This window comes from Acidocella sp. MX-AZ02 (assembly GCF_000306035.1).
GTDB classification, from domain to species: Bacteria; Pseudomonadota; Alphaproteobacteria; order Acetobacterales; family Acetobacteraceae; genus Acidocella; species Acidocella facilis.
In genome coordinates this window covers 456,188-476,311 of record NZ_JH976209.1, presented here as the reverse complement: position 1 = coordinate 476,311, position 20,124 = coordinate 456,188, and the positions used below count along the sequence as shown (strand labels likewise).

Below are 20,124 nucleotides of genomic sequence, written 5' to 3'. Positions count from 1 at the left end.
TAGCAGACAATAGCCCCGCCTGCGACTCGGGCGGCTTTGGTGCTAGCCTGCCGGTATGGATACGTTGCTCCCCGCCCTCGCTCTGCTCGCCGCCCTCGGCGCCCTGGTTTTCGCCGTGCTCGCCTGGCGCGCCGCGCTAGGCGCGCCACCACGCCTGAAGCTGGAGCTGGACAAGCTCCTCGCCGGCAACCGCGCCGAGGCGGAGTTCACCCGCTCGGCGCTGGCCGCCATGGAAGGCCGCCTCACCCAGGCGATCCAGAGCGGCACCACCGATGCGCTGGCGAAATCCTTCGAGCAGATCGCCGCTGCCACCCAGAATGTCGCCGCCACCATCGATGGGCTGCGCCGCCAGGCGGGCGAAGAGGCGCAGAAAACCATCCAGACCATCGAAACCCGCCTCGCCGCCATCCAGACCAGCGTGAATGAAAAGCTGCACGAGGCGGTGGAGCAGCAAATGACCGCCTCCTTCGCCCGCGTGCTGGAACAGTTCGCCCAGGTGCAGCAGGCGATGGGCGAGGTGCAATCCGCCGCCAAGCAGGTCGGCGACCTCAAGCGGCTCTTCTCCAACGTGAAAACCCGTGGCGGCTGGGGCGAGGCGCAGCTGGCGGCGTTGCTGGAGCAGATCTTGCCCCCCGGCACCTACCAGCCGAATTTCGCGCTGAAGGATACCTCCCGCGAACGGGTGGATTTCGCCTTGCGCATGCCCTCGCGCGAGCTGCTCTGGCTGCCGATCGACGCGAAATTCCCGACCGAGGATTATGACCGGCTGCTCACCGCCGCCGATGGCGCGGATGCCGAGGCCGAGCGCGCTGCCCGCGACGGTCTGGCCCTGCGCATCCGCGGCGAGGCCCGCAAGATCCGCGAAAAATATATTTGCCCGCCGGAGACCGTGGATTTCGGCGTGCTTTATTTGCCCTCTGACGGGCTCTTCGCCGAGGTGGCGCGCATTCCCGGCCTGATCGACGATGTTCGCGCCCGCGAGCGTGTCATCGTGCTCGGCCCGTCTCTGCTGCCGGCCTTGCTGCAGACCATCCATCTCGGCCATGTCACGCTCGACCTTGAAAAGCGCGCCGGCGAAATCGGCCAGATCCTCGGCGCCACCAAGACCGAGATGGTGAAGATGGACGACGCCCTGGCCAAGCTCGCCGCCAATGCCAGCACGATGAGCAATAATATCGAGAAGGTGCGCACCCGCACGCGGGTGATGCACCGGGTTCTGAAAACCGTGGAAGTGGTGGAGGCCGGCAGTGCCCAGGCGCTGCTCGGCCTCTCCGAAGAGAGCGAGGATTGAGCATGAAATTTTCAGACATTGAGGCAGCCACACCAACCCGCGAGAGCCTCGCCGCCACCTACGCGGCGCTGAATGCGCGGCTGGATGAAGGGGACCTCGCCACCGCCATCAGCGAGTGGGAAGCTGCCCGCCGCGCGGCCGAGCAATGGAGCGCGCTCACCCATCTGCGCTTCGAGCAGGACACCCAGGACGAAGCCCGCAAGGCCGCGCAGGATTATCGCGACGAAATCGCCCCGGTCATCACCAGCCATGAAACCGCCTTCAAAACCCGGCTGCTGGCGCACCCCGACCGGGCCAGCGTGGAAAAACTGGCCGGCGCCCACGCCTTGCGGCTCTGGGAGACGGACATCACCACCTTCTCCCCCGCGATCGAGGCCGATCTCCAGGCGGAAGCGAAATTGCAGGCGCGCTATGTGGCGCTGCTGGCGTCCGCGAAAATCGAGATCGACGGCAAGACCACCAATCTCTCCGGCCTCGCCCCCTACCAGCAGAGCCTGAACCGGGAGATGCGCCACAAAGCGGAGACAGCACGCTGGCGCTTCTTCGCGGAAAACGCCGCCGCTTTCGACGAGATTTACGACGAGCTGGTCAAACTGCGCACCCGGATGGCGCAAAAACTCGGCTTTTCCAGCTTCACCGAACTCGGCTACCGGCGCATGCGCCGGGTGGATTACACCGCCGCCGATGTCGCCACCTACCGCGACCAGGTGCGCCAGCACGTCACCCCGCTGGTTGCCCGGTTTTTCGAGCGCCGCCGCGCGCAGGAAGGCTGGGACAGGCTGTTCGCCTGGGACGAGCCGCTGATGGACCCGCAAGGCAATGTCGAGCCCGCCGGCGATGAAAGCTTCCTGCGCACCCAGGCGCAGGCGATGTTCGACGCCATGAACCCAGACCTGGCCGCCTTCTACCGGCTGATGAACGAGAAAGGCTTTCTCGACCTCGATAACCGTCCCGCGAAAGCCCCCGGCGGCTTCTGCACCTCGTTCCCCGTCGCCGGGCTGCCCTTCATCTTCGCGAATTTCAACGGCACCCATCACGATATCGACGTATTCACCCACGAGATGGGCCACGCCTTCCAGAATTACCGCTCCCGCACCCAGCCCAGCTTCGACTATCTCTGGCCGACCTACGAATCCGCCGAGATCCATTCGATGAGCCTGGAGCATCTCGCCTACCCCTATATCGGGCTGATGGTCGGCGAGGAGAACGCCGCGCGCTACCGGCGCATGCATCTCATCCAGTCCATCGCCTTCCTGCCCTACGGCGTCTGCGTCGATCATTTCCAGCACGAGATCTACGCCAATCCACAAGCCACCCCAGCCGAGCGCCATGCAATGTGGAAGCGGCTGGAAGCGCTTTACTTGCCCTGGCGGGACTGGGGGAATCTCGCCTACCCGGCGCAAGGCGGGCGCTGGCAGGCGCAGGGCCATATTTTCGGCTCGCCCTTTTACTATATCGACTACACGCTGGCGGAATGCTGCGCTTTGCAATTCTGGGTGAAGGCAAGGGCGGATTACGCGGCCGCCTTGCAGGATTACGTCACACTCTGCGGGCGCGGCGGCTCGGAACCGTTTCTGGGACTGGCGGCCTCGGCCGGGCTCACCTCGCCCTTCCAGCCCGGCGCGCTGGAAGAGGCGGTGCGGGCGGCGCAGATGGTTCTCGATCTGTAGCGCGAGAGGGGTTCACACCCATTCGCTCATAGTTTGGCAAGCAAGTTCATGTGTTTATCTTGACGCTGGCGCGTCAAGATAAACACTTATTGCTCTCAGCCTTGCCACGCGGCAGGGGCTGGCGCAGAACATGCCCATGCTGCGCCGGTCCCTGCTTCTCAGCCCCTTGGCTCTCGCCGCCTGCCATCATCAGCTCTCCGTCCAGGATGTGAATGTGCGCGGGCTGGTGCCCGACCTCGCCTTCACCATGACCGACACGAAAACCGGCAAAACCGTGACGGCGGCGGATTTCCGGGGCGATGTCACCCTGCTTTATTTCGGCTACACCAACTGCCCGGATGTCTGCCCGACCACCCTCTACAACCTGCAGCGTGTGCAGAAGGCGATGGGCGCGGCGGCGGAGAAGGTGAAAATTCTGTTCGTCACCGTCGATCCGGACCGCGACACGCCGGGCGTGCTCAACCAATATGCGGCCTTGTTCGGCGATAATGTCATCGGGCTGCGCGGCAGCGCGGACCAGCTCTATGATCTGGCGCGGCGCTACCGGGTGGTGTTCTCGGTGGTGAAAACGCCGGTCTATACCGTCACCCACTCCGCCGCGATCTATGTGTTCAACGCCAAGGGCGCGCCGGAATTCATCATCGCCGGGCTGGACACGGCGAAGCCGGATATCGAGGGCGTGGCGCGGGATCTGCGCGAGGTCGCACAAGGTTAGTGCTGCGGCGTCATGCCATCCCGGCCGCTCTCTGTTAGCTTGCCGGCATGGATGAAGATTGGCGCAGGATCAGCCTCTGGTGGGACGGGCTGGATGAACCCCTCACCCCGCGCCCGGCGCTGGCGGGTGATATCGTGGCGGACATCGCCATCATCGGCGCCGGCTATACCGGGCTCTGGACCGCCTATTACCTGAAAACCCGCGCCCCGCATCTGAACATCGCGGTGCTGGAGGCCAGGCGCGCCGGCTTCGGGGCCTCGGGCCGCAATGGCGGCTGGGTGATGGGGGCGGTGCTGGGCGAGAACCGGCTGGTCGGCCATCTGCCCGAGCCGCAGCGGCGCGAAAGCTGGGCGCTGCTGCACGCCATCCCGGACGAGGTTGGCCGCGTCACCGCCCAGGAAGCCATTGGCTGCGATTTCCGCAAAGGCGGCACGCTCTATTGCGCCGCGCGCTATCCGGAGCAGGAAGCGCGGCTGCGCGGCTGGCTGCACGAGCTTTACGCTGAAGGCTATCAGGAGTCGGACGCCTGGTGGCTGCCGCCGGAAGAGCTTTCCCAGCAGCTGCGGCTGCACGGCGCGCTGGGCGCGCTCTACACCCCGCATTGCGCCACCATCCAGCCGGCCAAGCTGGCGCGCGGCCTGGCCGTGGCGGTGGAGCGGCTGGGGGTGCGGATTTATGAGCATACGCCGGCCACCGGCTGGGCACCCGGCCAGGTGCGAACAGCGCAGGGCAAGGTCAGCGCCGATTGGGTGATCCCAGCGGTGGAAGGCTACGCCGCCACCCTGCCGCCTCTGGGCGCGTATCAGCTGCCGGTGCAAAGCCTGCTCATCGCCACCGAACCGTTGCCCGCCTCTATCTGGGCCGGCATCGGCCTTTCCCGCGGCCAATCCTTCAGCGAATTCTCCCGGCAAGTGACCTATGGCCAGCGCACGGCGGATGACCGGCTGGTTTTCGGCGCGCGCGGCGGCTACCGCTTCGGCGGCAAGCTGCGCACGGATTTCACCCTCACCGCAGCCGAGGAGGGGCTGCGTCGGCATCTGCTCACCGATTTGTTCCCGCAGCTGCGCGACGCCAAAATCACCCATCGCTGGGGCGGCAATCTCGGCATGTCCCGGCGGTTTCAGCCGCATATGCTGCTGGACCGGCGCAACCGCATCGCGCTCTCCGGCGGCTATGGCGGGGAGGGTGTCGGCGCCGCCAATCTCGGTGGCCGCACCTTGGCCGACCTGATCCTGGGGCAGGAGACACCGGAGACGCGCCAGCCCTGGGTCATCCAGGACCGCGCCCTGCGCCAGGCCTTGCGAAGCTGGGAGCCGGAGCCGCTGCGCTGGCTCGGCTATAACGCCATCATCGCCAGCTTCACCCATGAGGACCAGGTGCTGGCCAACCCAGCCAGCCCGCCCTGGCGCCGCCAGCTCGCCCAGGCCCTGGCAGCGCGCATGGAAGGGCTGATGCGCTGAGCCGGTTACAACATCTCACAAAAAAGGCCCCTCGCGGGGCCCTGTGTCAGCTCCGATAGGAGCCGTTAATGTCGATATAGCCATGGGTGAGGTCGCAGGTCCACACCGTGGCATGGCCCTCGCCCAGCCCGATATCGACCACCAACTCGATCTCGCGGCCTTTCATATGCGCCACCACCGGGGTCTCGTCATAGCCCGGCACCACGCCGCCAGCCTTGGCCATCCAGACACCGCCGACCGCAACACCGAGCTTATCGCGGTCCGCCGGCTCGCCGGCCTTGCCGACCGCCATGACAATCCGTCCCCAATTCGCGTCCTCACCGGCAATGGCGGTTTTCACCAGCGGCGAGTTGGCGATGGCGAGCGCGATCTTCTTCGCCGAGGCATGGCTCACCGCGCCTTCGACCTTGATCGTCACCAGCTTCTGCGCGCCTTCGCCGTCGCGCACCACCAGCATCGTCAGCTCATGCAGCACCTCATGCAGCGCACGGCGGAAATCCGCCAGCTGGCCGGGGTCTTCGGTCGGCTTGTTGCCGGCGGCACCCGTCGCGAACAGCAGCACCGTGTCCGAGGTCGAGGTATCGGAATCGATGGTCACGCAGTTGAAGGTGCCCTCCACGCTCTTGCTCAGCATCGCCTGCAGGGCGCTGGCGGGAATGGCGGCATCGGTGAAAATGAAGCTCAGCATCGTCGCCATGTCCGGGGCGATCATGCCCGACCCCTTGGCGATGCCGTTGATCCGCACCTCAACGCCGCCCAGCTTGGCGGTGCGGGTGGCGCCTTTCGGGAAGGTATCGGTGGTCATGATCGCCTTCGCCGCCTCGGCGAAGCGATCCTCGGTCAGATCCGCCTTCAGCTGATCCATCACCGCGACGATCCGCTCCGCCGGCAAGGGCTCGCCGATCACCCCGGTCGAGGCCAGGAACACCTCGCCGGTCTGCGCCCCCAGCGTGGCGGCGGCGGCCTTCGCCGTCGCCTCCACCGCGCGCGCCCCGGCAGCGCCGGTAAACACGTTGGCATTGCCGGCATTCACCACCAAAGCCCGGGCAGTGCCGCCGGGCAGCACCTCCCGGCACCAGGTGACGGGCGCGCCGGGGCAGAGATTTTTGGTGAACACCCCGGCGACGCTGGTGCCCTCCGCCAGCTCGGCCAGCAGCACGTCGGTTCGCCCTTTATAACGAACCCCCGCCTCCGCGGTCGCCAGACGCACACCGGCGATCGGCGGCAGCTTTGGCATCGGGAGCGCCAAGGGCGAGACGGGCAGCTGGCCGGCCATCGCGGCTTACTTGCTCTTGTCGGCGCCGGCCGCGGGCGCGGCGGGGGTCTGCGGCACCGGCTTTCCATCCGGCCCGAAGACCTGGATCTTCACCTGGCCGCGCACCTGATCCAGCACGTTCTGCACCGCCTGGTCGGTCAATTTCTGGCGGATATCCTGCTGCACATCGGCCAGCGCCGGGGTCGGCGCGGTGCGGTGGCCTTCATTCAGGATCACGTGCCAGCCGAACTGCGTCTGCACCGGGGTCTTGGTGTACTCGCCCTTCTTCAGCGCGAAGGCGGCATCGGCGAAGGCCGGCACCATCTCATCCTTGGAGAACCAGCCGAGCTCACCGCCATTCTTGGCGCCGGGGTCGATGCTGTCCTTCTCCGCGAGCTTGGCGAAATCCGCGCCCTTGTTGAGCTGCTTGATGATGTCCTCGGCCTCGGCCTTGGTCTTCACCAGGATATGGCGGGCATCCACCTGCTCCGGGCCGGGCTTGTTGGCGTAATGCTGGTCGTAATAGGCCTGCACGGCGGTGTCGGTCACCTGCGCGGCGACCGCCTTCTGCACATAGGCGTTTTCCAGCTGGATATTGGCGGCATCCTGCATGCGCTTGGCCACCTCGGGGTCCTTCTGCAGGTCCTCCTTCTGGGCGGCGATCAGCAGCGCCTTGCGGTCGATTTCCTGGTTGACGAGCATCGGCAACAGCTGCTCGGGCGGCAGTTGCTGGGCCTGCGGCGGCAGGCTCTGCGCGTCGGCCTGGATTTCGCTCATATGGATCGGCGAGCCGTTCACGGTGGCGACCACCGGGTTGGCATCAGCCGGGGCGGCGGGGGCGGCAGCCGGCGCGGCGGGCGCGGTGGTTTGCGCATACGCGGCCGGCGCGGCCAAGGCCAGCGCAAGAGCCAGAGCGGAGAGCGTGGACGAATGGCGCATCTATAGAAAACCTTATTTTGCGATGCCGCTCCTATGAGCCAAAGCCCCGCGCCCGGCAAGACTGGCCCCGGGCTGGCGTCCGGTGTAGGAGGCCGGCCATGATTGTCCGCCCCCGGCCCACCGGCTTTGGCCTGATCTTCCTGCTGCGCGGCTCGGTGCTGCCGACCATCGCCCCCCGGCTGATCTTCATCGGGCTGATCGCCATCCTCGCCGTGGGGCTGCACCATCTCTGGCCCGGCCTGATCGGCGTCCCCAGCCCAGCGCCATTCACCATGCTGGGGCTCAGCGTGCCGATCTTCCTCGGTTTCCGGAACAATGCCTGTTACGATCGCTGGTGGGAGGGGCGCAAACAATGGGGGGCGCTGATCGCCGCCTCACGCAATTTTCTGCGCGACCTCACCGCTTTGCTGCCGGAGGAAGACCCGCTGCACCGCCAGGGCGCGCGCCTGACCGCCGCCTTCGCCAGCCAGCTCCGCCACGAGCTGCGCGGCACCGCCCCGGCCAGGCCCGGCCGCCTGCTGACCGAGCTGGCGCATCATTTCGGCGCCCGCCAGCGCGACGGGCGGATCTCCGACATCACCTACCGGCTGTTTTCCGACCATCTCGGCACCATGGCCGGCATCCAGAGCGCCTGCGAGCGGCTGCGCGGGGCGCCGATGCCCTTCGCCTATTCGCTGATGCTGCACCGGATGGTCTGGTTGTTCTGCATCCTGCTGCCCTTCGGCATGGTGGACACGCTGGGCATCTGTACCCCCGTCCTCAGCCTGACCCTGGCCTATTCCTTCCTGGGGCTGGATGCGCTGGGCGAGGAGCTGGAAGCCCCGTTCTCCGACACCGCCAACGGCCTGCCGCTGGATGCCATGGTCCGCGCCATCGAGATCGCCGTCGCCGAGGCGCTGGGCGAAACCCCGCCGGAGCCCTTGGCGGCCAAGGATTTCGTGCTGCTCTGAGGCGCGGTTATTTGACCCTGCCTGCCCCCGCGACTATGTCAACGCTCGTCCTTTATCATCAGCCGTGCGGATTTTCTGTCCATCATGCTCTCCAGCCTCGCCCGCGCCGTTTTCGGCTCCAGCAATGACCGCGCCCTGAAAAGCTTCAAGCGCCGGGTCGCCGCCATCAATGCGCTGGAGCCCGCCCTGCAGGCGCTGGACGATGCCGCCCTGGCCGCGAAAACCACCGAATTCAAGGCCCGGATCGAAGCCGGGGAGAGCCTGGACGAGCTGCTGGAGGAAGCCTTCGCCGTGGTCCGCGAGGCCTCGCGCCGGGTGCTCGGCATGCGCCATTTCGATGTGCAGCTGATCGGCGGCATGGTGCTGCATGAGGGCCGCATCGCCGAAATGAAGACCGGCGAGGGCAAGACCCTGGTCGCCACCCTGGCGGTCTATCTCAACGCGCTCGCCGGCAAGGGCGTGCATGTCGTCACCGTCAACGATTATCTGGCCAGCCGCGACGCCCAGCAGATGGGCCAGCTCTACGGCTTCCTGGGCCTGTCCACCGGCGTCATCATCCCCGCCGTGGAGGAGCAGCACCGCCGCGCCGCCTATGCCGCCGACATCACCTACGGCACCAACAACGAATTCGGTTTCGATTATCTGCGCGATAATATGAAGTACCGGCTGGAGGACATGGTCCAGCGGCCCTTCTTCTACGCCATCGTCGATGAGGTCGACTCGATCCTGATCGACGAGGCCCGCACCCCGCTGATCATCTCCGGCCCCTCGGATGAGCCCACCGGCCTCTACGCCCAGGTGGATACGGTGGTCGAGGCCTTCCTCGCCCGCGGCCAGCTCGCCGAGGACGGCAAGCATGAATATTACGAGAAGGACGAGAAAGCCCGCACGGTGAACATGACCGAGCTGGGGGCCGAGACCGTCGAAGAGATGCTGCAGCAGACCGGCCTGCTCACCGGCGGGCTGTATGACCGCAGCAATGTCGCCCTGGTCCATCACGTCCAGCAAAGCCTGCGTGCCCGCACCCTCTTCGCCCGCGATGTCGATTATATCGTCCGCGACGGCAAAATCGTCATCATCGACGAATTCACCGGCCGCATGCTCGAAGGCCGCCGCTATTCGGATGGTCTGCACCAGGCGCTAGAAGCCAAGGAGCGGGTTGAGGTTCAGCAGGAGAACCAGACGCTCGCCTCCATCACCTTCCAGAATTATTTCCGCCTCTACCCCAAGCTCTCCGGCATGACCGGCACGGCGATGACCGAGGCGGACGAGTTCGAGCAGATCTACAAGCTCAGCGTCGTCGAAATCCCCACCAACGTGCCGGTGGCGCGCGACGACCAGCATGACGAGGTCTATCGCTCGGCGGCCGAGAAATATGAGGCGGTCGCCAGCCTGATCCAGGAATGCCGGGAGCGCGGCCAGCCGGTGCTGGTCGGCACCACCTCGATCGAGAAGAGCGAGATCATCTCCAACCTGCTCACCGCCAAGGGCATCCAGCACAGCGTGCTGAACGCCCGCTTCCACGAGCAGGAAGCCAAGATCGTCGCCCAGGCCGGCGCGCCCGGCGCCATCACCATCGCCACCAACATGGCCGGGCGCGGCACCGACATCAAACTCGGCGGCAATTACGAGATGCGCCTGGCGCTGGAGCCGGATATCGACCCCGCCGCCCTGCGCGCCGAGATCGAGGCCAACCACGCGCTGGTGAAGGCCGCCGGCGGCCTCTTCGTCATCGGCACCGAGCGCCATGAAAGCCGGCGCATCGACAACCAGCTGCGCGGCCGCTCCGGCCGCCAGGGCGACCCCGGCGCCTCGCGCTTCTTCCTGTCGCTGGAAGACGATCTGATGCGCATTTTCGGCTCCGACCGGATGGGCGGCATGCTGCAGAAACTGGGGCTGAAGGATGGCGAGGCCATCATCCATCCCTGGATCAACAAGGCATTGGAGAAGGCGCAGAAGAAGGTCGAAATCCGCAATTTCGACATGCGCAAGAACGTGCTGAAATATGACGACGTGATGAACGACCAGCGCAAGGAGGTCTACGCCCAGCGCCGGGAGTTCATGCGCGCCGAGGATGTCTCGGACATCGTCACCGAGATGCGCAACGATGTCATCGCCGCGATGGTCGAAAACCGCGTGCCGGAAAAAGCCTTTGCCGAGCAATGGCAGACGACGGAACTGGCGGCGGACATTGCCCGCGTGCTGGCGCTGGATCTGCCAATCGCCGACTGGGCGGCGGAAGAGGGCATCGACGAGGTGCATCTGCGCGAGCGCATCGAGCAGGCTGCCGCCGAGGCCGCCGCCGCCAAGGCCGCCGGTTTCGGTCCGCAACTGACCGCCTATATCGAGAAATCCGTGCTGCTGCAGACGCTGGATACGGTCTGGAAGGAGCATCTTCTGGGCTTGGATTATCTGCGCCAGGGCATCGGCCTGCGCGGCTATGGCCAGCGCGACCCGCTGAATGAATATAAGCGCGAAGCCTTCTCGATGTTCGCCGCGATGCTGGACGATCTGAAGGAGCGCGTCAGCGTGGCGATGGCGCATGTGAGCGTGCAGATGCCGGCCGAGCCGCAGGCCGAGGCGACGCAGGAGCTGCACCCCGCCCCCGGCGCCCCGGCGCTGAGCGACCCGGTGGCGGAAGGCTTCTCCTCGGACGAGGTGGACCCCGCCCGCCCCGAAACCTGGAACGCCACCCCGCGCAACGCCTTCTGCCCCTGCGGCTCCGGCAAGAAATACAAGCACTGCCACGGGCGCCTCGGCGCCTAAACACATATTGCTCGCCAAAACAAAACTTACAGCATCAAGCTAAAAGCTTGATGCTGTAAATAGTTAGGAAACCATCAACGGTCGGCCCGCGCGGGAGAGACCGGCGCCATTACCACGGCGCTTCCCTCCCAAGGGAAAGAACCTCTATCCGAGGGTATTCAATCCCAGCCGCACCGTCAGTGCGCCGAGCAGGGTGAAGAGCGCGACACTGCCCATCTGCCAGACCAGCAGCGTCATCATCGTGTCCGCCGCATGGAACAGCGGCAGTACGAGTTCGGCGGCGGCAGCGGCGGCCAGGGTGCCGCACAGGCAGGCATGAGTCGGCCGGAATTTCGCGCTGCGGCGCAGCAGCCATACCATCGCCGCGGCCGGGACCAACGCGGTCATGGCGATGGCTGGCACACACTGCCAGTCGGCATGCAACACCAGCGCGGCACCGTCCGTTTGCACCGAGAGCACGAAACATTGCCGCCCCAGCGCAGTCAGCCATAGGAGAAAACCCGCCATGGGCATGAAAAGTTTCCACACTGGCTGGTCCGGCCGCCCGGCGCAGAAGGCGGCGTAGGCGGAACTCAACATCGTCGCCGCCGCCAGCCCTTCGGTCAGCATGAAGCGCGGCTGTACGAGCAGGACGGCAAGGTCCGGACGCAGCTTCATCATCAGTGTCACGGCCGCCAACACCGGCAGCGTGACCAACAGCCAGCGCGCCATCAAGGCACCGGGTGACGGCAGCCGGCGAACAGGCGCCAGGTTCCGCGCCAACCGCTCAACTAAATCCTCACTCTTCATCCGTGCCCCCTTTCAGGGCCTGTTTCAGCCGCTGCACGGCGCGAAACGATGCCACTTTCAGCGCCGCCACGCTCATCCCGGTTTCAACCATGGCCTCCTTCAGCGAAAGCTGGCGGATTTTAAGCAGCCCCAGCACCTGCCGGTCGCGCGCGCCCAAACTGGCCAGCGCTTTTCGCAGCCCCGCCTGTTCCACATCTTGTTCCTGTGTGCCCTGCGTCATCAATGCGCCGGTATCTGCTGGCATATCTTCAAGCGCCGTCTCGCGTCCGGCGTGGCGATGGCGGCGGCGGCGAATCTCCGCGCCGCGCAGCTTGAGAATGCCGAACAGGAAGGGCTGCAGGGGGCTGGCCGGGTCGTAGAGATGACGGCTCTGGTGCAGGGCAAGCAACGTTTCCTGCACCATATCTTCAATGTCGGCGGCGCTGGAGGCCGGCCAACGCCCCCGCGCCCGCCGGCGCAGCCAAGGGAGCGCCGCAGCCAACAGAGCGGCATAGGCGCGCTGGTCTCCGGCCTGGGCCGCCGCCATCCAGATCCGCCAGTTGGGGTCTTCTTCTGCCATCCGCCCTCTTGCCGCGGGTAAGGCTACCGGCTGGACGCTCATATGCCAATCCGTTTGGGCCCTATTCATTGGTCAGCGCCAGTGTCGCGCGCACCGCGGCATTGAACATCATCGTGGATTTTCTTTTCAAGCGCGCGGCGCCGGACCATCCGAATGCCGCCACGGAACTGTTCGTGCGCAGGCGCGCTAAGGTTACAGAGGTCTTGAATATATTTTCATGGCCGGAGGATTTTCGCGCCCCTGGCGTCAATGCTGGAGGCGTTGCCGCTCCAACCGCGCCGCCCCCAGACCTCCAGATCATTTTTCCCGAGGGCGCGTAACCTTTTCGCCGCCGGTTGCGAACAACCTCATGCAGCCGCCACTCCGGCGGCGCAGAGCAGGAGATACGCATGGAACGCCGTTTCGTTACCGCCAAAATTCTCACCGCCGCCATCGGGCTGGCCGCCGCCGCGCCGGTTATCGCCGCCGCCCAGACCATGACCCCCACACAGCAGGCCAACAAGATGAAGATGGCCACCGAGCATTTGCAGAAATGCTATGGCGTCAACGCCATCGGCCGGAATGATTGCGCCGCCGGGGCGCATTCCTGTGCCGGCCAGGCGACGATGGCGCGCGACCCCGCCTCCTTCGTGCTGCTGCCGCAAGGCGATTGCGAGAAGATCGCCGGCGGCTCCCTGACCCCGGGCAAAGCCTGAAATGGGCGCGCCGCTCGCCGCCGGGATCGGGCTTCGCCTGCCTCATCACCAGGAATTTCTGGCCTCCCGGCCGGAGATCGCCTGGGTGGAGGTGCATAGCGAGAATTACCTGAGCGGCCCGGCGGCGGCGGCGCTGGAGCGGGTCCGGGCTGACTACCCGGTCTCGCTGCACGGGGTCGGGCTTTCCCTCGGCAGTGCCGAGGGGCTCGATGCCGCGCATCTCGCCCGGCTGCGCGCGCTGGCGCAACGGATCGAACCGGCTTTGCTGTCGGAGCATCTGGCCTGGACCGGGGCCGGCGGCACGCATCTGGCGGATCTGTTGCCCTTGCCCTTGCATGAGGAGAGCCTTGAGGTCGTCTGCCGCAACGTGCTGCGCGGGCAGGAGGCGCTGGGCCGCCCCATCCTGGTCGAGAACCCTTCGACCTGTCTGCAATTCGCTGAATCCAGCATTCCCGAACCGGAATTTCTGACGGCCCTGTGCCAGCGCACCGGCTGCGGGATGATCTGCGACATCAACAATATCTTTGTCAGCGCGCATAATCACGGCTGGGACGCGCGGGCTTATTTGCGCGCCCTGCCCGCCGCGGCGGTGGGGGAATATCACCTTGCCGGCCATGCGCCGGGCGAGGATGAGGCCGAGGGGCTGCTGCTGGACACGCATGACCGCCCCGTCGCCGGCGATGTCTGGGCGCTGTTCCAGACCGCGCTGGAGATAATCGGCCCGCGCCCGGTGATGATCGAGCGCGATGCCAGATTGCCGCCTTTGTCCGCCCTGCTGGCCGAGGCGGCGCAGGCGCAGTCAATGCTCGCGGCGTGTGGCGGGGGCCAGCATGCCCTCGTTGCGTGAACGCCAGGCCGCCTTCCAGGCCGCGTTGTTGGCGCCCGCCGCGCCCGGCGCGGCGCCGGGGCTGGCGGTGTACCGGAATAATCTGCGCGGCAATCTGGCGTTGGTTCTGCGCCTCGCCTTTCCCGCCACGCAAAAGCTACTCGGAGATGCCGCCTTCAACGCCCTGGCGGCGGATTTTTGTCTGACGCACCCGCCGCGCGACGCGGATTTGCACCGCTACGGCGCCACCTTCCCCGCCTTTCTGGCAGACAGCGCCGCCCAGGCGCGCCTGCCAGAGCTAGCCGACCTCGCCTGGCTGGACTGGTCTGTGCATCGCGCGCTGCACGCGCAGGACGCGCCGCCGCTCGACCCCGCCAGCCTCGCCAACGCACCCGAGACGCTGGTGTTTCTCCCGCGCCCGTCGCTGTCCTTGCTAACCTTGCGGCGCGATGTGCGGCCGCTCTGGGCGGCGTTGCTGAGCGGCGCGGAGCACCCGCCGGCGGATGACAATATCGAACAGATCGCGCTGCTGCACGGGCCGGAGGGGATCGAGATGCATGAGCTGGACCAGACGGCATTTTCGCTTGCCGTCATGCTGGCCAGCGCAGTCTCCCTGGAAGATGCCGCCAGCCATGCTGGAGATCACGCCGCCTCCGCCCTGGCGCAGTGCTTCACCCTCGGCCTGTTCAGCTTCTGGCGAGACGCTCAATCATGAATGTCAAAGGAGGCCCTATCATGTCGCATGGTCTGTTGCGGAACGGGGCGCTCGCGCCTGTCGCCCTGATCCAGAAACTCATCGATTTGCTCGGCAGAATACCCTATTGGCTGGTGGCGCTCACCGCCCGCGTGGCGCTGGCAAACGTGTTTTTCAGCTCCGCCCAGACCCATCTCGCGAACTGGGACACCACGCTCTACATGTTTGCCACGTCCTATCAGGTGCCGTTGCTGCCGCCGACATTCGCCGCCCACCTCGCGGTGGCGCAGGAGGTTGCGCTGCCGCCCTTGCTGCTGCTCGGGCTGGGCACGCGTTTCGCCGCGCTGGCGCTGCTGGGCATGACGGCGGTGATCGAGATTTTCGTCTATCCCCAGGCCTGGCCTACGCATATTCAATGGGCGGCGATGATGCTGGTGCTGATTTCGCAAGGGGGCGGGCTGCTGTCGCTTGATGCGCTGATTGCCCGTTTCTGCCAGGGGCGCGCGCCAGGCGCGCCGGAGTAAAGGATTCAGCCGACGCGATACCCAACGAACATTCCATCCAGTTCGGTATGGAAGAGGTAATTGGCGTAATTGCTCAGCGTCTTCACCGCCATGGCCAGAATAATTTCCCGCGCATGGTGGTCGGCAGAGCCGGCGGCGCGGAAGGCGTCGAGATCTTTTTTGGGCTGACAAACCGTGCATATCGAAAATAGGCTGCGTGAATCTCGCGCATGCTGGCAGTTTCGGATCGTTGATTGTGCCGTCACTGCGCAGTGCCGCCGGAACATCGGCGGGAAGCTTGGACATCTTATCCGCGATCATGCTGTGCGCGCCGTGCAGTAATTGCACCTGTTGGCCCTTCTGATCACCAGAAATACCACCTCCTGCTCACCCGGATAAAAACCTGGAGTCGGCCGCTTCTTGCTTGAACGCAGTTCCGTCTCGGTTCGAGCCATTACGCCGGAACGGATGCTACGCCCCCGCCACAAGCCCCTTCCCGGCTGCCGGTGGTGTGTAGGAGGCCTGGGGCACGACCTCATACAAGGATTCGCTCTCAGCCAGGCAGGCGGCTTTCAGGCGTGACGCTCTGGTCGCGGCAGACACGTATCAGGCCAAGCCGGGCGGTTCAAAACCATAGAGGGCGCGCGCGGTGGTCGCCGTCAGTGCGGCCAGTGCAGCGCTGTCTGCGCCAACGGCGTCACAAATCTCATCCAGGCTGCGCCGCGGGTCGGCGCGATTTTCGAATTGCGTATGCGGCCAGTCGGAGCCCCAGAGCAGACGCGCCGCGCCAAACGCCTTCCAATAGGCGCGCAGCAGCGTCCGCACCGCGGCGCCCGGCGGCAGGAACCGGTAGGGAGCGGAGATTTTCACATAGACACGCCCTGTCTGCGCCAGCTTCAGGATTTGGCGCACGACGGCATGGTCCGGCTCGCCGCCCGGCGGCAGGCCGTAATGGTCCAGCACCACGTGCGGCAGCGTCTCCAGCAGCGCCGTCAGCAGCGCCAGCGCGTCCTCGCCCCGGCACTGAATTTCGGCATGCAGCCCCGCCCCGGCGAGACGCTGCAATTGCGCGCGCCACCCCGCACTGCGGAAATCCGGCAAGGCCCGGCCGATCAGGTTGAAGCGCACCGCCCGCACACCGGCGGCGAACAACGCCGAAAGCGCCGATGCCGGCGTCACCTCGGGAATCACCGCAACCCCGCGCAGCCGCCCCTGGGACTGGACCAGACAATCCAGAAGATAGCTGTTATCCACGCCCAGAAAGCTCGGCTGCACCAGCACGCCCTGCGCCATCCCCATCCGGTCCAGAAACGCCAGATAGTCAGCCAGCGTGGCATCGGCCATCGGGGCGTAACGGCGCCCTTCGGCCAATTTGAGGCCACGATGGAAGACATGGGCGTGCGCATCGACGCCGTGAACAAACCGCACTTCAATTTTCTCCTGGGTCAATCGGCCTCGGCCGGGATCGTATCGGCGAGCGCGCGCTGCCGGGTTTCCGGCAGCATGGCCACCGCGAGCACCACAAGCGCGTAACACCCCGCCGCCGACACACCAATCGCCGTGCCGAGCGGTACGGAGCGACTCACGATACCGACCAGTAACGGAAAGAAGGAGGCGACCACACGGCCAAAATTATAGCAGAACCCAACCGCCGTCCCCCTGGTGCCGGCCGGGAACAGCTCAGTGAACAAGGCGCCCATGCTGGAGGGAATGCCGGCGGCGAAAAAGCCAACCGGAAAGCCGATGATCAGCATTTCCGTATCATTCAGCGGCAGCAGCAGATACAGCGCCACGCTGAGCGCCGAGCAGACCGCGAAAAGCGAAATATTGCGCCGCCTACCGATCCGGTCGATCAGCGCCGCCGAGGCAAGGCAGCCGCAGAAGAACGCCACGATGATCACCGCCAGATACAGCGACGTATGCGTCACCGACAAATGCCGAGACGTTTTCAGATAGGTCGGCAGGAAGGTCGTCAACGCATAATAGCCGCCATGCGCGCCCACCGCGAGCAGGCAGCTCAGCACCGTCATACGCAGCACTTCCGGCCGGAAAATCCCCAGAAAGGGCATCGGCTGAACGGCTTTCCCGGCCTGATGAACGGGCTCCGGCACGGCGCGCTGCACGAAGAGGATCAGCAGCGCCGGCAGCAGGCCGATGCCAAACAGCACGCGCCAGGAGAGCGCTTCCGGCAAGAGATAGAAACAGGCGCCATAGGCGAGAACGGAGGCCCCCCAGCCCACCGCCCAGGCACTTTGAACGCCGGCCAGGGCGCGGCCGCGCCAAGCCGGGCGGATGGTCTCGCTCATCAATACCGCCCCCGCGGCCCACTCACCGCCAAAGCCCAGCCCCTGCAGGGCTTTCAGCACCAGCAGCTGGTCGAAATTCTGCGCCAGGGCGGACAGGCCCGTGGCCAGAGAGAACCACAGGATCATCACCTGCAGCGCCCTCACCCGGCCGATCTTGTCGGAAATGGCGCCCCCCAGCCATCCGCCAAACGCCGAGGCGAACAAGGCGGCACTGCCCAGCGCGCCGATATCGGCGCGCCCGACATGGAAAGCCGTCATCAGCGCCGGGATCGCCAGGGTAAAGACCATGAAGTCGAACGCATCCAGCCCCCAGCCGCCAAAGCAGGCCCAGAATGTACGGCGCTCCACAGGCGTCAGTTTTGAAATGAAAATAGCCACGCTTCCCCCTTTGGGCTTTTTAACCAGCCCGTTTCAGATGAATTTGATCAGCGAATATCGACGCGATAGCGGAACCGGTCCCCCCGCCCCCAGGAGCGCCGCCATTCGATCGGCTGCCCGGTACAATCCAGCGCCAAGCGCTCAATTTCCACGATGGGGCTGCCGAGGGCGATGCCAAGATGCGCCGCGATTTCGGCATTGGCGGTTGCCACGGCCAGGGATTCCCGCGCGGAGGTGACGATCTGGCCGCAGAGGCGCTCATAAAGCGGATAGAGCAACGGGCCGAATTCCTCGATCGGCAAATCGGCCAACAGCGCAAACCGTGTGGCGGGCAAGCGAATTTCCTCGACCAGCACGACCTCGCCATCGATGCGTCTGAGCCGGTTCAGCCCCAGCACGGGCTCACCGGGCGCCAGCCGCAACAAGTCGGCCAGACCCGCATCCGCCTGCAAGCCCCGCCGGGAGAGAATATGCGAGTCAGGCACGCGGCGCCGCCCCTCGCGGTCCTCATGCCGAAAGAAGCGGAACAGGGACGCATCGAAGCTCGCGCGCCGCAGGAAGGTTCCCCTGCCCTGCTGGCGCACCAGCACACCCTCCGCAACCAGGACATCCAACGCCTTGCGCACCGTGCCAACCGCGACGCCCAGGCTCTCGCAGAGCTCGTTCTCACTCGGTAAGGCGGCATCTGGGCTCCATTCACCGGTCTGGATCCGGTGCAGAAAATCGTCGCGAAGCTGCTGATATAAAGGCAGTCTCGTATCAATCACGGCGCTTCCTCTGGTTCTATATAGAACTATATATGCAACTTTTCAGACATCGTCCATAGGCTTCATGAGACGCCCCAACCTTCCTCGCCCCCCTGGCCCCATGCCGGGCGTCGCTATCTGGCGCACTACGAAAATCTCACAGAACCTGCCTCTGAAGGATAATACGCCTAACCTGTGTGAGCCTTCTTGTCGGCAAGCGAATGGGGCGAGCAGCCCCATGCGGTAGCACTGGCGATAATTGCCTCGAAATCCTCGGCGAGGCGGCGACACCGGCCGAGCCAGACGAAGCTTCTCTCGACAGCTTCAGCAGCCCTACACCGGCTTACGCCGGCGGAATCTTTGCTGCTAGAGCAACATCCAATCAAACGGACTCGTTTGATCGGATAAAGTTGCTCGCTCAAACAAAAAGCTAGAGCGTATTCCGTGCACCAGCGTGAACGGAATACGCTCTAGCTTCCCGACAGTAGAGGCGACGATGACCGCCGGTATGCCGGCGAGGATGGCGCCGACATAAGGCACGAAGGTCAACAGCCCCGCCAGCACCCCCAGCGCCAACGGCAGTGGAATGCCGAGCAGCGCCAAGCCGGTCATCGACAGGACACCGACCACGCCCATGTCCACCATCTGCCCGAGCATCCAATAGCGCAGCGTCTGGCAGAGCTGGAAGGCGATGTCCTCCGCGCGGCGGCGGCGGGGCACAGGCAGCAGACGGATGATGCCGCGCAGATAGAGATCCGGCGAAATCGCCAAATACAGCGTCGTGGCCAGCAGCAGCAGGATACCGCCGCCGGTGCCAAAGGTCATCGTCAGTAGTTTCGGCGCCAGCGGTGCGATGGCGAAATCCCCCTTGGCCGCCATCGCCCGGCGCGCCATCTGCCCCCAGAAGCCCTGATCCTGTTGCAAATGCCCGACATAATGCTGGATCTGGAGGATCAATTGCTGGCCCTCGCTGACAAAGCGTGGCCCGAAATACCAGCCGAACCCGCAGCACACAGAAACCAGCAGCAGGATGATCACTGCCAAAGCGCCGCCAACCGGCAGGCGGGTGTAACGGGCCAGAAGCAGCGCCGCGCCGCGCAGCAACACCGCGAGCAGGATCGCGGCGAAGACCAGCATCACCACATCCGACAAGGTCCAGAGCAGCGCGGCGGTCGCGACTGCCGCCAGCAGCCATCCCAGCCCCCGCATGTCGGTGGCGGGCATCGGCTCAGGCCTCCTTCGCCTGCTGGCGCAAACGCCGCGCCTCCACCCCCTGCCAGATCGCCAATGCCGGCGCGCCGATCAGAATATCCCGCGCGCGGCGGATGAAGGAAAGGGCGAGGGAGAGATGCGGCGGCACGCCAAAAGCGCCGCCAATGGCGATATAGGCCAGCTCCTGCACCCCCAGCGCCGCCGGGACCAGAAAAGCCACCGCCAGTACGCTGCTCAGCAGGCTCTCAATACCCAGCGCTGCCACCGGGCTCACCGGCGCGCCAAGAAAATGATAAGCCAGCCAGATATTGCCGGCCCCGGCGCACCAGGCCAGGAAATGGATCAAGGCGGCTAGCGCCAGGCGCGGCCT

The 20,124-nt window shown here is 65.6% G+C and carries 21 protein-coding genes; 10 read left to right on the top strand and 11 right to left on the bottom strand.

Annotated features, from left to right (window positions below; all coding sequences use genetic code 11):
- The first annotated feature begins 55 nt into the window (after positions 1-55).
- The 4 genes from MXAZACID_RS14515 (at position 56) to MXAZACID_RS14500 (ending at position 5,136) form a co-directional block, all read left to right on the top strand.
- Entirely contained in the window at positions 56-1,291 is a 1,236-nt protein-coding gene (locus tag MXAZACID_RS14515; RefSeq protein ID WP_008495222.1) for a DNA recombination protein RmuC, read from the top strand.
- 2 nt (positions 1,292-1,293) lie between these two features.
- Entirely contained in the window at positions 1,294-2,961 is a 1,668-nt protein-coding gene (locus tag MXAZACID_RS14510) for a M3 family oligoendopeptidase (protein ID WP_008495221.1), read from the top strand.
- Positions 2,962-3,097: 136 nt separating this feature from the next.
- The gene (locus MXAZACID_RS14505) at positions 3,098-3,676 is read left to right on the top strand and encodes an SCO family protein (protein ID WP_008495220.1); all 579 of its coding nucleotides are present in this window, start codon (positions 3,098-3,100) and stop codon (positions 3,674-3,676) included.
- 47 nt (positions 3,677-3,723) lie between these two features.
- Complete coding sequence (locus MXAZACID_RS14500; protein WP_008495219.1) at positions 3,724-5,136, top strand: FAD-binding oxidoreductase; 1,413 nt, start codon at positions 3,724-3,726, stop codon at positions 5,134-5,136.
- 46 nt (positions 5,137-5,182) lie between these two features.
- On the opposite strand, the gene argJ is transcribed toward MXAZACID_RS14500, so the two are convergent.
- A complete protein-coding gene (argJ, locus tag MXAZACID_RS14495) occupies positions 5,183-6,412 on the bottom strand; it encodes a bifunctional glutamate N-acetyltransferase/amino-acid acetyltransferase ArgJ (RefSeq protein WP_008495218.1) in 1,230 nt (409 codons plus the stop codon).
- Positions 6,413-6,418: 6 nt separating this feature from the next.
- Positions 6,419-7,330 carry a peptidylprolyl isomerase gene (locus MXAZACID_RS14490; RefSeq protein WP_008495217.1) on the bottom strand — a complete coding sequence of 304 codons (912 nt, stop codon included), beginning with the start codon at positions 7,328-7,330 and terminating at the stop codon, positions 6,419-6,421.
- Between the two features lie 98 nt (positions 7,331-7,428).
- Between MXAZACID_RS14490 and MXAZACID_RS14485 the strand changes: the two genes are divergently transcribed.
- The gene (locus MXAZACID_RS14485; protein WP_008495216.1) at positions 7,429-8,280 is read left to right on the top strand and encodes a bestrophin family protein; all 852 of its coding nucleotides are present in this window, start codon (positions 7,429-7,431) and stop codon (positions 8,278-8,280) included.
- Positions 8,281-8,364: 84 nt separating this feature from the next.
- Complete coding sequence (gene secA / locus MXAZACID_RS14480) at positions 8,365-11,046, top strand: preprotein translocase subunit SecA (RefSeq protein ID WP_008495215.1); 2,682 nt, start codon at positions 8,365-8,367, stop codon at positions 11,044-11,046.
- A gap of 144 nt (positions 11,047-11,190) precedes the next feature.
- Here secA and MXAZACID_RS14475 read toward each other — a convergent pair whose 3' ends face one another.
- The 3 genes from MXAZACID_RS14475 to MXAZACID_RS18860 all read right to left on the bottom strand — a co-directional run bounded on the left by MXAZACID_RS14475 (position 11,191) and on the right by MXAZACID_RS18860 (position 12,785).
- Positions 11,191-11,835 carry an NrsF family protein gene (locus tag MXAZACID_RS14475; RefSeq protein ID WP_039885418.1) on the bottom strand — a complete coding sequence of 215 codons (645 nt, stop codon included), beginning with the start codon at positions 11,833-11,835 and terminating at the stop codon, positions 11,191-11,193.
- Entirely contained in the window at positions 11,825-12,394 is a 570-nt protein-coding gene (locus tag MXAZACID_RS14470) for an RNA polymerase sigma factor (RefSeq protein WP_039885417.1), read from the bottom strand. Before MXAZACID_RS14470 ends, MXAZACID_RS14475 begins: the two co-directional genes overlap by 11 nt.
- A gap of 61 nt (positions 12,395-12,455) precedes the next feature.
- Complete coding sequence (locus MXAZACID_RS18860; RefSeq protein ID WP_144052814.1) at positions 12,456-12,785, bottom strand: hypothetical protein; 330 nt, start codon at positions 12,783-12,785, stop codon at positions 12,456-12,458.
- Between MXAZACID_RS18860 and MXAZACID_RS14460 the strand changes: the two genes are divergently transcribed.
- From MXAZACID_RS14460 to MXAZACID_RS14445, 4 genes are read left to right on the top strand one after another with little or no spacing between them, the layout of a single operon-like run.
- Complete coding sequence (locus MXAZACID_RS14460) at positions 12,784-13,089, top strand: DUF2282 domain-containing protein (RefSeq protein WP_008495212.1); 306 nt, start codon at positions 12,784-12,786, stop codon at positions 13,087-13,089. The two genes, MXAZACID_RS18860 and MXAZACID_RS14460, sit on opposite strands and share 2 nt — an antisense overlap.
- Position 13,090: 1 nt before the next feature.
- A complete protein-coding gene (locus MXAZACID_RS14455; RefSeq protein ID WP_008495211.1) occupies positions 13,091-13,936 on the top strand; it encodes a DUF692 domain-containing protein in 846 nt (281 codons plus the stop codon).
- Entirely contained in the window at positions 13,920-14,630 is a 711-nt protein-coding gene (locus tag MXAZACID_RS17980) for a DNA-binding domain-containing protein (RefSeq protein ID WP_168118445.1), read from the top strand. The genes MXAZACID_RS14455 and MXAZACID_RS17980 overlap by 17 nt, the downstream gene beginning before the upstream one ends.
- Positions 14,631-14,650: 20 nt before the next feature.
- Positions 14,651-15,133: a DoxX family protein gene (locus MXAZACID_RS14445; protein WP_008495209.1), complete on the top strand. Its 483-nt coding sequence runs from the start codon at positions 14,651-14,653 to the stop codon at positions 15,131-15,133.
- A 5-nt stretch (positions 15,134-15,138) separates the two neighbouring features.
- On the opposite strand, the gene MXAZACID_RS18855 is transcribed toward MXAZACID_RS14445, so the two are convergent.
- The 6 genes from MXAZACID_RS18855 to MXAZACID_RS14420 all read right to left on the bottom strand — a co-directional run.
- A complete protein-coding gene (locus tag MXAZACID_RS18855; RefSeq protein ID WP_144052813.1) occupies positions 15,139-15,399 on the bottom strand; it encodes a hypothetical protein in 261 nt (86 codons plus the stop codon).
- A 319-nt stretch (positions 15,400-15,718) separates the two neighbouring features.
- The gene (locus tag MXAZACID_RS14440) at positions 15,719-16,540 is read right to left on the bottom strand and encodes an amidohydrolase (protein ID WP_168118444.1); all 822 of its coding nucleotides are present in this window, start codon (positions 16,538-16,540) and stop codon (positions 15,719-15,721) included.
- Positions 16,541-16,557: 17 nt separating this feature from the next.
- The gene (locus MXAZACID_RS14435) at positions 16,558-17,796 is read right to left on the bottom strand and encodes an MFS transporter (RefSeq protein WP_039885414.1); all 1,239 of its coding nucleotides are present in this window, start codon (positions 17,794-17,796) and stop codon (positions 16,558-16,560) included.
- Positions 17,797-17,843: 47 nt separating this feature from the next.
- Positions 17,844-18,563 carry a GntR family transcriptional regulator gene (locus MXAZACID_RS14430; RefSeq protein WP_008495206.1) on the bottom strand — a complete coding sequence of 240 codons (720 nt, stop codon included), beginning with the start codon at positions 18,561-18,563 and terminating at the stop codon, positions 17,844-17,846.
- Between the two features lie 345 nt (positions 18,564-18,908).
- Entirely contained in the window at positions 18,909-19,766 is an 858-nt protein-coding gene (locus tag MXAZACID_RS14425) for an AI-2E family transporter (RefSeq protein WP_008495205.1), read from the bottom strand.
- A gap of 4 nt (positions 19,767-19,770) precedes the next feature.
- Positions 19,771-20,124, bottom strand: a 354-nt coding sequence (locus MXAZACID_RS14420) for a lysylphosphatidylglycerol synthase domain-containing protein (RefSeq protein WP_008495203.1), incomplete at its 5' end; no start/stop codon positions are given.

What these genes read in the sequence shown, in the direction of transcription:
- MXAZACID_RS14505 (WP_008495220.1), top strand. Translation starts at nt 3,098, where the DNA reads ATGCTGCGCCGGTCCCTGCTTCTCAGCCCCTTGGCTCTCGCCGCCTGC.
- MXAZACID_RS14425 (WP_008495205.1), bottom strand. Translation starts at nt 19,766, where the DNA reads ATGCCCGCCACCGACATGCGGGGGCTGGGATGGCTGCTGGCGGCAGTC.
- MXAZACID_RS14475 (WP_039885418.1), bottom strand. Translation starts at nt 11,835, where the DNA reads ATGAAGAGTGAGGATTTAGTTGAGCGGTTGGCGCGGAACCTGGCGCCT.
- MXAZACID_RS14500 (WP_008495219.1), top strand. Translation starts at nt 3,724, where the DNA reads ATGGATGAAGATTGGCGCAGGATCAGCCTCTGGTGGGACGGGCTGGAT.
- MXAZACID_RS14445 (WP_008495209.1), top strand. Translation starts at nt 14,651, where the DNA reads ATGTCGCATGGTCTGTTGCGGAACGGGGCGCTCGCGCCTGTCGCCCTG.
- MXAZACID_RS14455 (WP_008495211.1), top strand. Translation starts at nt 13,091, where the DNA reads ATGGGCGCGCCGCTCGCCGCCGGGATCGGGCTTCGCCTGCCTCATCAC.
- MXAZACID_RS14485 (WP_008495216.1), top strand. Translation starts at nt 7,429, where the DNA reads ATGATTGTCCGCCCCCGGCCCACCGGCTTTGGCCTGATCTTCCTGCTG.
- MXAZACID_RS14515 (WP_008495222.1), top strand. Translation starts at nt 56, where the DNA reads ATGGATACGTTGCTCCCCGCCCTCGCTCTGCTCGCCGCCCTCGGCGCC.
- secA (WP_008495215.1), top strand. Translation starts at nt 8,365, where the DNA reads ATGCTCTCCAGCCTCGCCCGCGCCGTTTTCGGCTCCAGCAATGACCGC.
- MXAZACID_RS14510 (WP_008495221.1), top strand. Translation starts at nt 1,294, where the DNA reads ATGAAATTTTCAGACATTGAGGCAGCCACACCAACCCGCGAGAGCCTC.
- MXAZACID_RS14460 (WP_008495212.1), top strand. Translation starts at nt 12,784, where the DNA reads ATGGAACGCCGTTTCGTTACCGCCAAAATTCTCACCGCCGCCATCGGG.
- MXAZACID_RS18855 (WP_144052813.1), bottom strand. Translation starts at nt 15,399, where the DNA reads ATGTTCCGGCGGCACTGCGCAGTGACGGCACAATCAACGATCCGAAAC.
- MXAZACID_RS14490 (WP_008495217.1), bottom strand. Translation starts at nt 7,330, where the DNA reads ATGCGCCATTCGTCCACGCTCTCCGCTCTGGCTCTTGCGCTGGCCTTG.
- MXAZACID_RS18860 (WP_144052814.1), bottom strand. Translation starts at nt 12,785, where the DNA reads ATGCGTATCTCCTGCTCTGCGCCGCCGGAGTGGCGGCTGCATGAGGTT.
- argJ (WP_008495218.1), bottom strand. Translation starts at nt 6,412, where the DNA reads ATGGCCGGCCAGCTGCCCGTCTCGCCCTTGGCGCTCCCGATGCCAAAG.
- MXAZACID_RS14470 (WP_039885417.1), bottom strand. Translation starts at nt 12,394, where the DNA reads ATGGCAGAAGAAGACCCCAACTGGCGGATCTGGATGGCGGCGGCCCAG.
- MXAZACID_RS17980 (WP_168118445.1), top strand. Translation starts at nt 13,920, where the DNA reads ATGCCCTCGTTGCGTGAACGCCAGGCCGCCTTCCAGGCCGCGTTGTTG.